The sequence below is a fragment of the Streptomyces sp. NRRL F-5122 genome, from assembly GCF_001507435.1.
Taxonomy (GTDB): domain Bacteria; phylum Actinomycetota; class Actinomycetes; order Streptomycetales; family Streptomycetaceae; genus Streptomyces; species Streptomyces lannensis.
In genome coordinates this window covers 58,906-72,853 of the sequence record NZ_LMWH01000242.1, presented here as the reverse complement: position 1 = coordinate 72,853, position 13,948 = coordinate 58,906, and the positions used below count along the sequence as shown (strand labels likewise).

At 70.4% G+C, this 13,948-nt stretch carries 14 protein-coding genes; 6 read left to right on the top strand and 8 right to left on the bottom strand.

The genetic code is table 11. From position 1 onward, the window contains the following. The first annotated feature begins 234 nt into the window (after positions 1–234). Together ADL25_RS27410 and ADL25_RS27405 are read left to right on the top strand one after the other, a co-directional pair. Positions 235–1,278 carry an alcohol dehydrogenase catalytic domain-containing protein gene (locus ADL25_RS27410; RefSeq protein ID WP_059130502.1) on the top strand — a complete coding sequence of 348 codons (1,044 nt, stop codon included), beginning with the start codon at positions 235–237 and terminating at the stop codon, positions 1,276–1,278. Positions 1,279–1,371: 93 nt separating this feature from the next. Then, positions 1,372–2,571, top strand: a complete 1,200-nt coding sequence (locus ADL25_RS27405; protein ID WP_059130501.1) for an MFS transporter — start codon at positions 1,372–1,374, stop codon at positions 2,569–2,571. A 316-nt stretch (positions 2,572–2,887) separates the two neighbouring features. On the opposite strand, the gene ADL25_RS27400 is transcribed toward ADL25_RS27405, so the two are convergent. The 3 genes from ADL25_RS27400 to ADL25_RS27390 all read right to left on the bottom strand — a co-directional run bounded on the left by ADL25_RS27400 (position 2,888) and on the right by ADL25_RS27390 (position 6,283). Continuing rightward, on the bottom strand, positions 2,888–3,523 hold the full coding sequence (locus ADL25_RS27400) for a TetR/AcrR family transcriptional regulator (protein ID WP_199839216.1): 636 nt from the start codon (positions 3,521–3,523) through the stop codon (positions 2,888–2,890). Between the two features lie 205 nt (positions 3,524–3,728). Beyond that, positions 3,729–4,664 carry an SDR family NAD(P)-dependent oxidoreductase gene (locus ADL25_RS27395; protein WP_059130500.1) on the bottom strand — a complete coding sequence of 312 codons (936 nt, stop codon included), beginning with the start codon at positions 4,662–4,664 and terminating at the stop codon, positions 3,729–3,731. Between the two features lie 926 nt (positions 4,665–5,590). After that, entirely contained in the window at positions 5,591–6,283 is a 693-nt protein-coding gene (locus tag ADL25_RS27390; protein ID WP_059130499.1) for a TetR/AcrR family transcriptional regulator, read from the bottom strand. Between the two features lie 53 nt (positions 6,284–6,336). On the opposite strand from ADL25_RS27390, the gene ADL25_RS27385 reads away from it, so the two are divergent. Beyond that, complete coding sequence (locus ADL25_RS27385; RefSeq protein ID WP_059130498.1) at positions 6,337–7,455, top strand: FAD-dependent oxidoreductase; 1,119 nt, start codon at positions 6,337–6,339, stop codon at positions 7,453–7,455. Positions 7,456–7,703: 248 nt separating this feature from the next. Here ADL25_RS27385 and ADL25_RS27380 read toward each other — a convergent pair whose 3' ends face one another. The 4 genes from ADL25_RS27380 to ADL25_RS27365 all read right to left on the bottom strand — a co-directional run bounded on the left by ADL25_RS27380 (position 7,704) and on the right by ADL25_RS27365 (position 10,313). Beyond that, on the bottom strand, positions 7,704–7,997 hold the full coding sequence (locus ADL25_RS27380) for a DUF1330 domain-containing protein (protein WP_059130497.1): 294 nt from the start codon (positions 7,995–7,997) through the stop codon (positions 7,704–7,706). Positions 7,998–8,030: 33 nt separating this feature from the next. Continuing rightward, positions 8,031–9,464, bottom strand: coding sequence for an MFS transporter (locus ADL25_RS27375; RefSeq protein ID WP_059130496.1), 1,434 nt, complete (start codon positions 9,462–9,464; stop codon positions 8,031–8,033). Beyond that, positions 9,461–9,823, bottom strand: a complete 363-nt coding sequence (locus tag ADL25_RS27370; RefSeq protein WP_059130495.1) for a MarR family winged helix-turn-helix transcriptional regulator — start codon at positions 9,821–9,823, stop codon at positions 9,461–9,463. Before ADL25_RS27370 ends, ADL25_RS27375 begins: the two co-directional genes overlap by 4 nt. A 127-nt stretch (positions 9,824–9,950) precedes the next feature. Beyond that, complete coding sequence (locus ADL25_RS27365) at positions 9,951–10,313, bottom strand: transposase (protein ID WP_416384740.1); 363 nt, start codon at positions 10,311–10,313, stop codon at positions 9,951–9,953. Positions 10,314–10,317: 4 nt separating this feature from the next. Between ADL25_RS27365 and ADL25_RS50775 the strand changes: the two genes are divergently transcribed. From ADL25_RS50775 to ADL25_RS27350, 3 genes are read left to right on the top strand one after another with little or no spacing between them, the layout of a single operon-like run. Further along, a complete protein-coding gene (locus tag ADL25_RS50775) occupies positions 10,318–11,385 on the top strand; it encodes a helix-turn-helix domain-containing protein (RefSeq protein ID WP_234381063.1) in 1,068 nt (355 codons plus the stop codon). Positions 11,386–11,438: 53 nt separating this feature from the next. Then, positions 11,439–12,209 (top strand): SDR family NAD(P)-dependent oxidoreductase, encoded by a 771-nt coding sequence (locus tag ADL25_RS27355; RefSeq protein WP_059130493.1) that lies wholly within the window; start codon positions 11,439–11,441, stop codon positions 12,207–12,209. 26 nt (positions 12,210–12,235) lie between these two features. After that, on the top strand, positions 12,236–12,607 hold the full coding sequence (locus ADL25_RS27350) for a MerR family transcriptional regulator (RefSeq protein WP_059130546.1): 372 nt from the start codon (positions 12,236–12,238) through the stop codon (positions 12,605–12,607). Between the two features lie 634 nt (positions 12,608–13,241). Here the strand turns inward: ADL25_RS27350 and ADL25_RS27345 are convergent. After that, positions 13,242–13,937, bottom strand: coding sequence for an SDR family NAD(P)-dependent oxidoreductase (locus ADL25_RS27345; protein WP_059130545.1), 696 nt, complete (start codon positions 13,935–13,937; stop codon positions 13,242–13,244). Positions 13,938–13,948: the final 11 nt, after the last annotated feature.

The window sequence follows — 13,948 nt, the reverse complement described above, 5'->3', positions numbered from 1 at the left end:
ATCCAAGCCTGTCCCTGCTGGTGGCAGTCGTACGAGACGTAGGTGGGACAGGTGTCTGGCCCGGGCCGTGCGGCCACAGCAGCCTGAGTGCTCCGCCGGGGACCGCGAAGGCGGCCCGGGGCCACCGCGTGCCGCCGCGGTGCCACCTGCCGGTGGCGGCACCGACCGCCTTCACCGGCGGACGCACCCCTTCCCGGCGCCAGTACCGAGCCCCACCTGATCGGAGAACTTCTGATGCGCGCAACACTCCTGTACAAGGCCGGTGACGTCCGGATCGAGGACGTCCCGGACCCCGTGATCGAGCAGCCCACCGACGCGCTCGTCCGGATCACCGCCTCCTGCATCTGCGGCAGCGACCTGTGGCCCTACGCCACCAGGACGGCGCACGACGTCCCCGCGCGAATGGGGCACGAGTTCATCGGCATTGTGGAGGACATCGGCTCCGAGGTCACCACCCTCAGGAAGGGCGACCTGGTCGTCGCCCCCTTCTCCGTCTCCGACAACACCTGCGCGTTCTGCCGCGATGGCCTGCACACCTCCTGCGCCCATCCCCAGGCCGACCTCTGGGACGGCCTGGCCGACGAGGGCGGTCAGGCCGAAGCCGTCCGCGTCCCGCTCGCCGACGGCACCCTCGTCAAGCTGCCCGTGGCCGCCGACTCGGCCCTCGTCCCCTCCCTGCTGACCCTCGCGGACGTCCTCGGCACCGGCCACCACGCGGCCGTGGTGGGAGGGGTCGACGAGCGCACCGGCGTCACCGTGATCGGCGACGGCGCCGTCGGCCTGCTGTCCGTGCTGGCGGCCAGGCGGCTGGGCGCAGAACACATCGTCCTCATGGGACGCCACGGGACACGGACCGACCTGGGCCGGGAATTCGGCGCCGCCGAGGTCGTCTCCGCCCGCGGTGCGGAGGGCATCGCGGCGGTCCGCGACCTGACCGGCGGGCACGGCACCCACGTGGTCATCGACGCCGTAGGCAGCATGGCCGCCTACGAGCAGGCCCTCGGAGTCGTCCGCCGGGGCGGCACCATCAGCCGGGTGGGCCTGCCGCAGTACGAACAGGCACCGGTCGGGTTCGCCAGCCTCTTCCGCCACAACATCCGGCTGGCCGGCGGACCGGCGCCGGTCCGCGCCTCCATCGAGCAGCTCCTGCCCGACATCCTCAGTGGCGTCATCGAGCCCGGGAAGGTCTTCGACGCCACCACCGGCCTCGACGGCGTCCCGGCCGGCTACCAGGACATGGCCGACCGCAACAGCCTCAAGGTCCTCATCAAGCCCTGACCGCTCACCGGCAGACCCGTCCGTCGACCACGCCCGTCCCCGCCGGGGCGAAACACCCCCGCCACATCACACCCAGCTCACGGAACAGCGAAAATGACCGACACAACCAGCACAGCCCGGCCCACCACCACACCCCGACGAGACCACCTCCCCGGCAAAGCCCTGCTCGGCCTCTTCCTCGCCGGATTCATCAGCATCCTCACCGAGTGCCTGCCGGCCGGCCTGCTGCCGGACATGAGCCGCTCGCTCGACACCAGCGTCTCGCTCACCGGCCAGACCGTCACGCTCTACGCACTGGCCACGGCACTGGGGGCGATTCCGCTCGCACGCGCGACGGCGACCTGGCACCGCAAGAACGTCCTGCAACTCGCCCTGGGCATCGTCGCCCTTGCCAACGCGCTCACCGCGCTGTCGGGCGACTACACGCTGACGCTGGTGATCCGGTTCATGGCCGGCCTGGGCACCGGTCTGATCTGGCCCCTCCTCGGCGGTTACGCCGCCCGGCTCGCCCCGCAGGGCCGGCAGGGCCGGGCCATCGCCATCGCCCTCGCGGGAACCCCCATCGGTCTGGCCCTGGGCATCCCGCTGGGAACCTGGCTCAGCGGACTCGGCGGCTGGCAGGTCGCCTTCTACGCATCCGCCGCCCTGACCGTCCTCACCATGGCGTGGATCCGGTCGACGCTTCCCAACCTGCCCGGCGGGCCGGTGGACGGACGCTTCACGATCCCCCAGGTCCTGGTCATACCCGGGCTGCGCACGATCCTGTTCACGCTGGCCACCTACATGATCGCGCACAACATCCTCTACACCTACATCACCGACTTCCTCCGGCACGCGGGCATGGGAGGGCAGACGGGCTGGGTGCTGTTCGCCTTCGGTGTCACCTCCGTCCTGAGCGTGCTCGTGGTCGGTACGCACATCGACCGACACCTGCGCAGGCTCGTGGTGGGCAGCACCGTGCTGTTCGCGATCTGCGTGCTCGTTCTGGCCCTGTTCTCAGGTGTACCGCTGCTGGTCTACATCGCAGTCGCGGCCTGGGGTTTCGCGTTCGGCAGCTCCCCCAGTCTGTTCATCGGCGGAGCGATCGACGCGACGGGAGCCGCCTCCGACGTCGCTCAGTCGATCACCATCACAGTCTTCTCCGCGTCCATCGCGCTCGGCGGCTTCATCGGTGGCCTTCTGCTGGCGAATCTGGACGCGACGTCGATCACCTGGGCGTCGTTGGCGCTTCTGATCGCCGCCGGGGCGGCGGTGATCGGCGGCAGGAAGCACGCCTTCCCCAAGGGCGCCTGAACCACGGACGGCTGAGCGTCGTGCTGCTGCGTGGGATCGGCGTGGCTCGTCGGTGCGGTACCGGGCCACGGACCGTGGAATGCGGCCCGACTCCCTCCGGACACGGGGATGCACCACATCAACGACGTGGCCGACGGTGCGAACATGTGGCCGCGGAACCTGTACACAAACGGTGCGCCCAAACAGCCGCCGTGCCAACACAGTGGACGGCGGTCCGACCCGAAGTCGGCGACTGCGACTACGGGTCGGACCGCCAGACAGCCGTGTTGCACCCGGTGAATGCCTGTCCGAGACTCGGGCGCGCCCTTGTGCGGGGTCAGGCTCCGGCGGGGCGACGGTGGGCGCCGTACCACCAGATCCGGGCGAGTTCGCGGGCGAAGACGGCGTCACCGCTGCCGTCGTCGACTCGGATGTGGTGCGCGATCGCCTGGGCGCCTCCCCAGACGATGATCCGGCTCGCGGAGACGGCGTCGACGTCGGCAGGAGTCGAGCCGGCGGCCTGATCGGACAGGAGCGTCCGCAGCGACGTCTCCTCGAAGCTTTCGAGGTTGGCGGTGTAGAAATCGCCCACCGCGGAGTCGTAGGCCGCCGCCTCCCGGACCGCGATGATCACGCCCTGGTGGGCGCGGTGAATCTTGATCACTTCCTCGAAGAACCGGGTGAGCCGGTCGACCCCGTCCTCCCCGCCGGCCGGATCCCACTGGCGTGCCAGCGCCAGCAGTGACTCCCGCAGATCGTCGGAGAGCCGAACCAGAATGTCCGACTTGCTCTGGAAGTGCGCGTAGAACGTGGCCCGGGACACCCCCGCCTCCTCCAGGATCCGCTGAACGCTGATCTCGGAGAAGGCCTCACCTGAATCGAGCATGCGCTCAAAGGCGGACATCACCTGCGCCCGGGTCGCGGCCGACCGCGCGGAATGGTGGTCGGCTTGGCGTCGGGTCACGGGTCTCATCAGGCACCTTCCAGTCCGTCATTGTGCTCGGATCGCCCCCGCCCCTCGGCGAAGAAGACCCTGGCTGCGGCAGCCCCCGCCACAGCCGCGCCTCGTTGTCCCAGCTCCCCCGGGGGCGAACGGGGCCACGTACACGATGGGCGACACGTCGGCGGCTCCGCCCAGCCGTCGGGTCGGTCCCCCCTGGCGCACAGGGGCCAGCGGGTCAGCGCACCACGGGAAGAGCGTAGTCCCACAGCCGGTCGGCGGCGGTGGGGTCGATCGACCACTTGGCGACGCCCGCCATCACGTCGGGGCCCCCGTCGACAACCTCCGATTCCTGGTTGTCCTCGAAGTACCGCCCGGTCACGCCGTCGAGGAGCGGCGACGCCGCCAGCAGCACCGTGGTGGCGGCGCCCTGGGCCGGGGTCTTGAAGTAGTCGGGGGTGACGAGGTTTCCGTCCGCGTCCATGGCACCGAGGGCCTGCAGGGTCGCCTGGTCGAGGTGGCGTGCCAGATTGGTGTGGATCACGCCCGGCGCGCAGGCGTTGGCGGTGATGCCGTGTTCGGCCCAGCGACGGCTGATTCCGACGGCGAGCAGCACATCGGCGGTCTTCGACTGCGCGTAGGCGACGAACGGGTCGTAGGCGCGCCGCTCGAACTGCGGGTCGTCGAAGTCGAACCCGGCCCGCAACTGGGCACCGGAGCTGACCACGGCCACGCGTGCGTTCCCGGCCGCCTGCAGAGCGGGGCGAAGGCCGACGGCCAGGGCGAAGTGGCCGAGGTAGTTGGTGGCGAGCTGCATCTCCCAGCCCTGTGCGTTGACCTCACGGGTCGGGAGCATCATGATGCCGGCGTTGGCGACGAGGGCGTCGAGAGGTCCGTCCCAGGCGTCGCAGAAGGCACGGACGGAAGCCAGGTCGGCGACGTCGAGTGCGACGACCTGCGTTCCCGGGAACTCCTTGACCAGCGCCTCGGCGGAAGCCGGGTTCCGGGTCGCGATGGTCACCTGCGCGCCCGCACCCGCGAGCGCGCGAACCGTCTCGACGCCGAGGCCGGAGGACCCTCCGGTGACGATCATCCGGCGCCCGCTCAGATCGACTCCGTCGAGTACCTCGGCGGCGGTGGCGCGCTTCCCGAACGTAGTGGTTGTCAGCGACATGCTCGTGCCCTGCCTTAAGGAGGAGTGGTTGCTTCTTGGCCGGCGAGGTCGCTCACAGCGCTTCCGCCAAGACATCGTGCACGAGAAACCATACAACGTGTTCAGACATGGATTCTGGAGTGAGGGCGGGGCGCTGTTCCGTCACGTTGAGTGAGGAAGATCGCCGAGTTTCCCGAACCGGCGGATGGGGCGGAGGGCCGCGTACGCGGTCGAACCGACCCGGTGCCGGGGGACCGCGACTCTCCGGGCCCCGGGCCGCCGCACCCGCGGGGGGTCGCCACTGCGGCAAAGCGCCTTGACGGCCGTCCCGGCACGAACGGGACCTCGCGCGCCGACATTGGACGCGGCGCTCCGCACGCGCCTCAGCCCACAGCCGAGGCGAATTCCCCGTCAAGGGTCGGCCGAGCTAACCAGGGCACCGCCCTGTATGACAGCCCACCACTGGAAGGGCTCACCTGCATGACGGCCCGCCCAAGGAAGCGCTCGCCTTCAACCTCGGACCGGTTACTGACCATCACGGCCTGGACAAGGCGACGACGTTCACACATCCGCTGCCGACGCGGTGCCGAAGCCGCCGGGCTCGCGGACTGCGGGGTCGGCCGGCACGAGTTGCCCGGGCCCATCGGGGCACGAGTGCCCGAGCGGTCGTTCCGGCCGTGGCAGGGACGGCAGCAGCTCGGCGTCCCACGTGGGGGAAAAAACCGGCGACCTCGCGTAATCGACCGTCGCGTACTCTACGGCGAGTGTGGACCTTTGGTCACTGTGGGTAATTGCCGACCGAGTCCGGCCAAGGCTCTACCCGCACCTCTCGCTGTTCCGTGCTGACCGGTGACCAATTCACACGCCGCGAAATGGGACCGACAGACTGCCCGCACGGCCCGTGGACACCGACCCCGAACTCGCCCACATTCGGCAGGAGCTGAGCGTCACGCCGGCGGCGGGGTGAGTTTGGCGGCCACGGCGTCGAGGACCCAGTCCAGGCCGGTTGCGAAGGATGTCTCGGCGTCCACGTCCGTGCCGTCGTACACGGCCTTGGCCAGCGCCGGGAAGCGGCCGGTGGCCAGTATTCTCGTCACATGCGGGCCGTGGGCACGCTGCCAGTCGTGCTTGGACAGGCCCGTGGCGTGCTCGGCCCGCAGGTTCGCGATCTCGCGCCTGATCGCGCCAATGAAGTAGGCACTGACAGTCTCCACGGCGCGCATGACAGTGTCGACATCGGCGAGGCCGTCGAAGGCGGCCAGCGTGGCCTCGGTCACGGCGAGGCCGTTCGGACCCAGGGTCGGGCGACCGCCGAGCAGGTCGGCCAGCCATTCGTGACGGAGAGCGGCCTGCCTGGTGCGATGGGCGAGGATGCGCAGCGCCTCCCGCCAGTCACCGGGTTGTTCCTCGGGGAGAATCTCGGCCTGGACCTCGTCCACCATGAGGTCGAACAGTTCCTCCTTGGTGGAGATGTATCTGTACAGCCGCATAGGACCGGCGTCCAGGCGGGCCGCGACCTTGCGCACCGACACCGCCTCCAGCCCGCCTTCGTCGGCCAGGGCGATGGCGGCGGCGACAATCCGCTCCCGGTCGAGCGGCACGGGGCGAGTCGGCGGCTCCGGCCGGTCCCAGACAGTCATGCTCACACCGTACCGTTGCGATGCACTGTATATGAGCAATACAGTGTATCGATATGAGACACCGCATCGCAGTGGTCGGGAGCGGTCCTGCCGGCCTTACCTTCGCCCGCGTCCTGCACCGCCATGATCATCCCGTCACCGTCCTCGAACGCGATCCCGCCCCCGACGCCCGCCCCCCGGGCGGCACGCTGGACCTGCACGAAGGGATGGGCCAGCTTGCACTGGACAAGGCGGGGCTGCTGGCGGAGTTCCAGGCGCTGTCTCGTCCCGAGGGGCAGGCCATGCGCATCCTGGACACGGCCGGGACCGTCCTGCGCGACTGGCAACCTCGCCCGGATGACCGGGCCAATCCCGAGATCGACCGCGGGCAACTCCGTGACCTGCTGCTCGGCCCTCTCGACGTCCAGTGGGGTCGGGATGTGACGCAAGTTGTGCCGGGGACCCGGGGTGGCGTACTGGTCCATTTCGCGGACGGGCGACAGGAGACGTACGACCTCGTGGTCGGCGCGGACGGCGCCTGGTCCCGGCTCCGCCCGGCAGTCTCGTCGGTGACGCCGCACTACACCGGCGTCACCTCCGTCGAGACCTCCCTGGACGACGTCGACGCCCGCCACCCTGACCTCGCCCGGTTGATCGGCGACGGTTCCGTGGCTGTGTACGGCGTGAACCGCGCGCTAGTCGCCCAGCGCAACAGCGGCGGCCACGTCAAGGTATATGCCCAGTTCCGCGCGCCACTGGACTGGCACACGAACCTGGACCTGGCCGACGTCGAGGCCATGCGATCGAGCCTGCTGGCTCTGTTCGACGGCTGGGCCGCTCCCGTCCTCGACCTCCTCCGCCACGGCAACGCCTTCGTCCACCGCCCCCTCTACGTACTGCCCGTGTCCCACACGTGGACCCACGTCGTCGGGGTGACGCTACTGGGCGACGCCGCCCATCTGATGCCCCCATTGGGGGCGGGAGCGAACCTCGCGATGCTGGAAGGCGCCGAACTCGCCGAATCCATCGCCACCAGCCCTGGAGATCTGGACGAGACCGTCCGCGCCTTCGAGGAACAGATGTGGGCACGGGCCGGCAGGTGGGCGAAGATCACGATGGCCGGTCTGGAACGCCTAGTGAGCCCGGACCCCGCCGAAGCCCTCGCCCTCTTCGACCAAGTCCAGCCATCCTGACTGCCAATGAGAGCACCAGCGTTAACAGCTCGCCACGGCTTCACGGGACAGTACGGCACCGCCGCGGTCCGTTCCGGCAAACCAGCGTTAGACGAACGCACGGACTGCACCGCCCTCAGCCCGCTACCGCCTCCGCGGCTCAGGCAGCCTGGCCGAGACCGGCGGCGGTCAGGTCCAGCTCCTTCACGGGAGCGGGCCGGTATACCCCAGAATCCTGCTGCTTCAGTGAAGATCCGACTCGACCTCGGTCAGTCGATGCCTTCAACGATGCGGAAGTCGCGCTCGACGCCGTCGGAGAGGGCGACCAGCGCCTCCTGGTAGGCCGCGCTCTCGTGCGCCGCGACGGCCTGCTCGAAACTGTCGAACTCGATCAGGACGGTGCGCTCGGCGATTCCGGCGTCATGCGCCACGACCCGACTGCCACGGGCGAGGATCCGACCGCCCCCGGCCTCGACGGCCGGACCGGCCAGCTTGTTGTAAGCAGCCAGCTTCTCAGGGTCTGAAATGGTGCGGTAGGCGCTGACCCAGTAGCCCTTGGGCATGGAACCTCCAGTGTTGGGATGAGTGCATCTGACTTACGGGTTGGTCTCGGACGAGCGTCGGCGGGCGAGAGCGAGGCCTGTCAGCGTCGTGATCACCATGGCGCCGATGCCGACCAGCGCCGCGGTGGTGTAGGCGCTGTCGTCGGGGAAGAGGTGGCCGGGGCCGGTGCCCGCGGCGAGGATCAGGCCGCCGATGGCGCTGCCCAGGGAGTACCCGACGCTGCGGACGACGTAGTTGAAGCTCATGGCGCTCGACGTCTCGCTCTTGGGGGTGACGGCCAGGATGACGCCGGGCATCGCGGCCGAGAAGCCGCCGACGCCGAAGCCGAGCACGCCCATCGCCGCGAACAGTTCGGCCAGGTCCGATCGGGCCGCCGCGAACAGGGCGAACCCGCCGCCGACCACGACGGCGCTGCCGGCCAGGACCAGGGGGTCGGCGATCCGCGTCCGGACCCGCGGCGTGAGCTTGCCGGCGACGAACCCCAGCACCGAGAACGGGATGAGGACCAGCCCGGCGACGAAGGTCGTCAGCCCGAAGCCGTAGCCGGCGCCGTGCGGCGTCTGCGCGTACCGGGTGATGAGCGTGAGCAGGAGGTACATGCCGATCCCGCCGACGAACATGGCGAGGTTCGCCCCGGCGACCGCCGGGTGCCGCACCGCCCGCACATCGACCAGGGGCGTCGTGCTGCGCAGCTCGATGACGGCCCAGACGCAGAGCAGCACCACCGCGACGACGGCGAGGCCCGCCGCCACGGCGAGGTGCCGGCTCCACAGATTCCGTTCGCCGGCGAGGAACAGCACCAGGAGCAGCGCAGCGGCCAGGACGACCGCGCCTGCCACGTCCACGTGGGCGGAGCGGCCTTCGGGGGCTTCGGGCATGGAGCGCCACGCGGTCAGGAGAGCGGCGGCGGTGACGACCAGGCCGAGGCCGTAGGCGGCCCGTACCCCGCCGAGCTCGGCGAGCAGTGCAGCCAGCGGGTAGCCGACGCCGGCCCCGATGATCGAGACCACCGAGATCAGGGCGATCACGGCCGCGCTGCGCTCCTCGGGGAGGTGGTCCCGGGCCACGCCCATCATCAGCGCCGTCAGCCCCAGCCCGACGCCCTGGGCCCCCCTGCCGGCCAGCAGCCACGCGAACGGCAGCGGCAGCACGGTGAGCGCGCTGCCGGCGACGACGACCGCCAGCGTGGCGAGGATCGTGGCCCGCCGGTGCCGGCCGGCTCCGAGCCGGCCCAGGACCGGCGTGGCGACGGCGCCGCTGAGCAGCGCGACGGTCAGCGTCCACTGCGCGCTGCCGAGCGAGACGTGGAACGAGGTCGCCACGCTGGTGATGAGCGGTGTCCCGAGGCTGGCGACCGCCGCCACGACCAGAGCGATGAACACCAGGGCGGGGACCAGCAGCCGCGCCTCGGAACGCGCCACGGGGAACGCCTTCACCGCGACCCCGCCGACCGGCTGCCCGGTCACTGCTTCGGCCCTTCGCGGTCCTGGCTTTCGAGATCTGCCAGATGCTTCAGCGCCGGAAGGGCCGCCACCAGCGCCTCGACCTCGTCGCCGGTGAGCCCGCCGATCAACCGCTCGAACGCGTGGACGCCCGCCTGGCGCCGTGTCCGGACATAGGAGGCGCCGGCCTCGGTCAGGCACACCAGCGTGACCCGCTTGTCGGACGCGTCGCCCCGCCGCTCGACCAGGCCGGACTCCTCCATAACCCGGACCAGGGCGGTCATCCCGGGCTGGGTGACGCCCTCGACCGCGGCCAGATCGGTGATGCGCCGCGGGCCGGTCCGGTCCAGGGTGGCCAGGGTGGCGGCGGACGTCAGGCTCATGTCCCGGGGCAGGCGTCTCGCGGCCCTGGTGGCCAGGCCGTAGAGGGCTGCCCCGATGACGGCGGACGCGCCAGGAGCGGTGTCTTGACGACTCATGCGCGAAGCATAGCCTTTTTATATTCATGGTTTATGGAAATGGTCGACTGGCGCGGGCGGCGCGCCCCTTGAGCAGGCCGGCCCGCCGGATCCGGGTCAGTGCCAGGCCCAGCAGCCGGTCGGCGCGGTCGCCCTCGGCGAGCCGCTCGCGGAAGTCGGACAGCACGCTGTGGTGGAAGCCGGGGTCTTCCAGCTCCAGGCCGAGGGCGTACTTGAAGTCGATGCGGCAGCGCACCGCCTCGGCGGCCTGGCGGTGCGACAGGTTGAGCGCGTACTGCAGCACGCAGACGGTGGCCAGCTGCGCGGGCGAGAGCCCGGGGCGGCCGTCGCGCGGGTACCAGGCGGTGAAGTCCTCGTCGCTGAACAGGCCGTCGAGGCGGTCGCGGATCCACATCGCAGTGGTGCCGTGGGGGCTGCTGGCCCGGGCGACCCGCACGGTCTCCCAGGTCCACCGGCTGGTCACCAGCACTCCCGAGCGGCTGTCGCTGCCGGTGCTGGCCGCACTCTGCGACATCTTCGAGTGCACCCCGGCCGACCTGATCGCCACCAAGACCGAGAACGCCGCCATCCGCAAGGTCGCCACCGGCGACGCGATCGTGGACCTGTCGCCCGCCATCGATGACCCCGGGCGTCGGCGCCTGCTGGAGCTCTTCGCCACCTGGCACATCCAGCGCCGCCTGCACACCCTGGCCGACCGTTGCCCGCTCACCAGCAAGCAGATCCACCAGGCCCGCAACGAGATCCACCTCGCGACCGCCTTCCTCGCTCACCTCGCCGAGCGCGGGCGAACCCTCGCCGACTGCACGCAGGCCGATGTCCACGACTGGTACGCAGGCGGCTACACCGCCCAGTGCCTCACCCTTGCCTTCCTGCGATGGGCGATGCGGTCCAACCACATGCCCACGGTCACCGTTCCGCACCGCTCCACCAGCAACCCAACCCCTCTCGTTCAGCAGCAACGGCTCACCCTGCTACGGCAGGTCGTCGACCGCGACGACATCCCTCTCCAGGACCGCGTGGCCGCCCCGCTCGTCCTCCTCTACGCGCAGTCGCTCACCCGGATCGCACGGCTCACCATCGACGATGTCCTCCGTGAGGACGGCGAGGTCCAGATCCGGCTCGGCGACCCGCCGTCGCCCGTCCCTGAGCCCTTCGCCGGCATGCTGCTGGACTACCCGGGCCAGCGGCCGAACACCATGACCGCAACCAATCCGGGCGCCCGATGGCTCTTCCCAGGTCGACGGGCCGGACAACCCATGACCTCGGACACCCTCGAAATTCGCCTCCGCGACCTGGGCTTCCCTACCCGGCGAGGACGCACGTCGGCGATCCGCCACCTCGTACTCCGGGCCCCCGCCCCCGTGGTCGCCCGCATGCTCAGCTACCACGACGACACCACCGCCCAACTCGCCGCCGAGGCCGAAGGAACCTGGCGACACTACGCACCCGGAGACCACACTCGGTGACCGCAGGGCCACCAGCCGCCGTTTGACCTTGCCACTGGCGGCAGGGTTGAACGATGACCGGCATGGACAGCAGCACTGCACCTCCGGTCAGCAGGGTCGTCGCCGTCACCGGGGCCGGCACCGGCATCGGCCGGGCCACCGCCCGCGCGTTCGCCGCTGAGGGCGCCCGCGTCCTGGCCATCGGCCGGCGGGCCGAACCGCTCCGCGAGACCGCAGCCGGGCACGAGAGGATCACCCCGCTGGCCGCCGACATCACCGCCGAGGGCCAGCCCGATCGGATCGTCCGAACCGCGCTGGAGGCGCACGGCCGGTTGGACGTGCTGGTCAACAACGCCGGCATCGTGCACGGCGGTGCCCTCGGCACCCTCACGCCGGAGATGATCACGCCGCAGATCGCCACCAATCTGATCGCACCCATCCTGCTGGCCCAAGCCGCGCTGCCGTCCCTCGAGGCGTCCGGCGGAGCGATCGTCAACGTCAGTACGTCGGTGGGGCAGCGGGCTTGGCCGGGCAGCTCGGTCTACGCGGCGACCAAGACCGCGCTGGAACTGCTGACTCGCAGCTGGGCGGTCGAGTTGGCACCCCGCGGGGTCCGGGTGGTGGCGGTCGCGCCCGGCGCGGTCGACACCCCGATCGGCGAGCACCAGGGACTGACGCCGGAACGGATGGCAGCACTACGAGAGTGGCAGCTGGCACACACCCCGCTGGGCCGGATCGGCCGACCGGAGGAGGTTGCCTGGGCAATCACCCAGCTCGCCGCACCAGCCGCGTCGTTCGTCACCGGCGTGGTACTCCCGGTCGACGGCGGGGCGGTCGTGACGTGATAGGAGTGGCCGTGGAGGTGGAGCGGGTGCAGATCGGTGAGCTGGCCAGGACGACCGGGACGACGGCCCGTGCGCTGCGGCACTACGAGCAGGCGGGGCTGATCTCCTCGGAGCGGGCCCCCAATGGCTACCGCATCTATGACGAGCGGACGGTGGTGCGGGTCCGCAACATCCGCCACCTGCTGGCCGCCGGGCTCACCCTGGACGACGTGCAGATCTTCCTGCCGTGCCTGGACGGAGACGTGACCACGACGCCGCCATCCGACAAGGCCCTGCAGGTCGCATCAGAGCGACTGACGGTCCTCAACGAACGCATCGCCGCCCAGACCGCGATCCGGGACCGGCTCAAGACCGCACTGCGCCACGCAACCGGCGACCGGATCCGGCCGGCGGCCTGACCGCCCGCCTCACCGCAGAGGTTCGAAAGAGCCGGTCCCCCTTCGCTCTGGTCACACACAGTGACTACAGACCCTCACTGAGCCTCCGCCAACTTGAAGGCACAGGTCAAAGGGCTGGCGTGACGGTCTCCCGAGGTTCTCACGCTGGTCGGAGGCGGCAGTCTCCGGAGTAGATCGTCTGTCAGCGGTTGACTTCAAGATTCGTCAGGACGAGCAGGGCGCGCAGGAGGTGGGTGGCGCGGGTGGTCTCCGTGCTCCTCGCAAGTCCAGTGCGTCGCGCAGTAGTTCCGGTCAGGAACCCGAGCTGCCGCAGCATCGTCATCCTTCCGCCATCCCGACGGCGGCATCTGCCTCGGCGACGCTCTCCCAGCCCTTCTGCTTGAGTACAAACGCGGCGACGAGGGCGGCGACCACCAAGAAGGCGGCGGAGATGTGGAACGCCGTCTGGACCGCGCGGTCACCGGGCCCGACGGCGGCTACCGTCTCGAATTGCCGGGCCCCGGCTCGTACGTCCTGATCACCTCGGCCGGAGGTTCCGCCGACGCCAGTAGCGGCAGCGGTTCTCCTATCCGGGACCGGTCTCGATGTTCTGCCCGCTCTGTTCTTCAGGGCCGGTGACCCGGCACCGCCGGTCTCAGGACCAGGCGATCTCGCCATGGCGGTCGATGAAGCGTCCGGTGCCGGCACCGGGCCCCTCGGTGGCGAGGGCGACGATCGCGTCCGTGCCCTCGGTGACGGTCTGGGAGCCGCTGTGACCGTTTATGTCGGTCGCGGTGTAGCCGGGGTCGGCGGCGTTGACGCGAATGCCCTTGAGCCCTTTGGCGTACTGCGTGGTCAACATCGTCAGCGCCGCCTTCGAGGAGGCGTACAGCGGCACGACGACGTGCGACTCGGACCGGCCGGGGTCGTGGGTGAAGGCGAGGGAGCCCATGCCGCTGCTGACGTTGATGATCACGGGGTCGTCCGAACGGCGCAGCAGCGGCAGGAACGCGGTGGTGGTGCGGACCACGCCGATGACGTTGACGTCGAGGACGGCGCGGGCGTCGGCGGCGGTGAGATCGCCGGGATCACCGAAGGGACCCTGGACCCCCGCGTTGTTGATCAGGACATCGATCCTGCCCTCGTGCTCGGCGACGTCCGCGGCGGCGGCCACGGACGCGTCGTCGGTCACGTCGACGGGGACGAAGCGTGCGCCCAGCGCGGCGGCTGCCTCCTCACCCCGCTCACGGTCGCGGGCTCCCAGGAGAACGGTGTGACCGCACGCGATGAGGCGGCGGGCGGTCTCGCGGCCGATGCCCTTGTTGGCTCCGGTGATGAAAGTGATCGTCATGCCTTCGATGG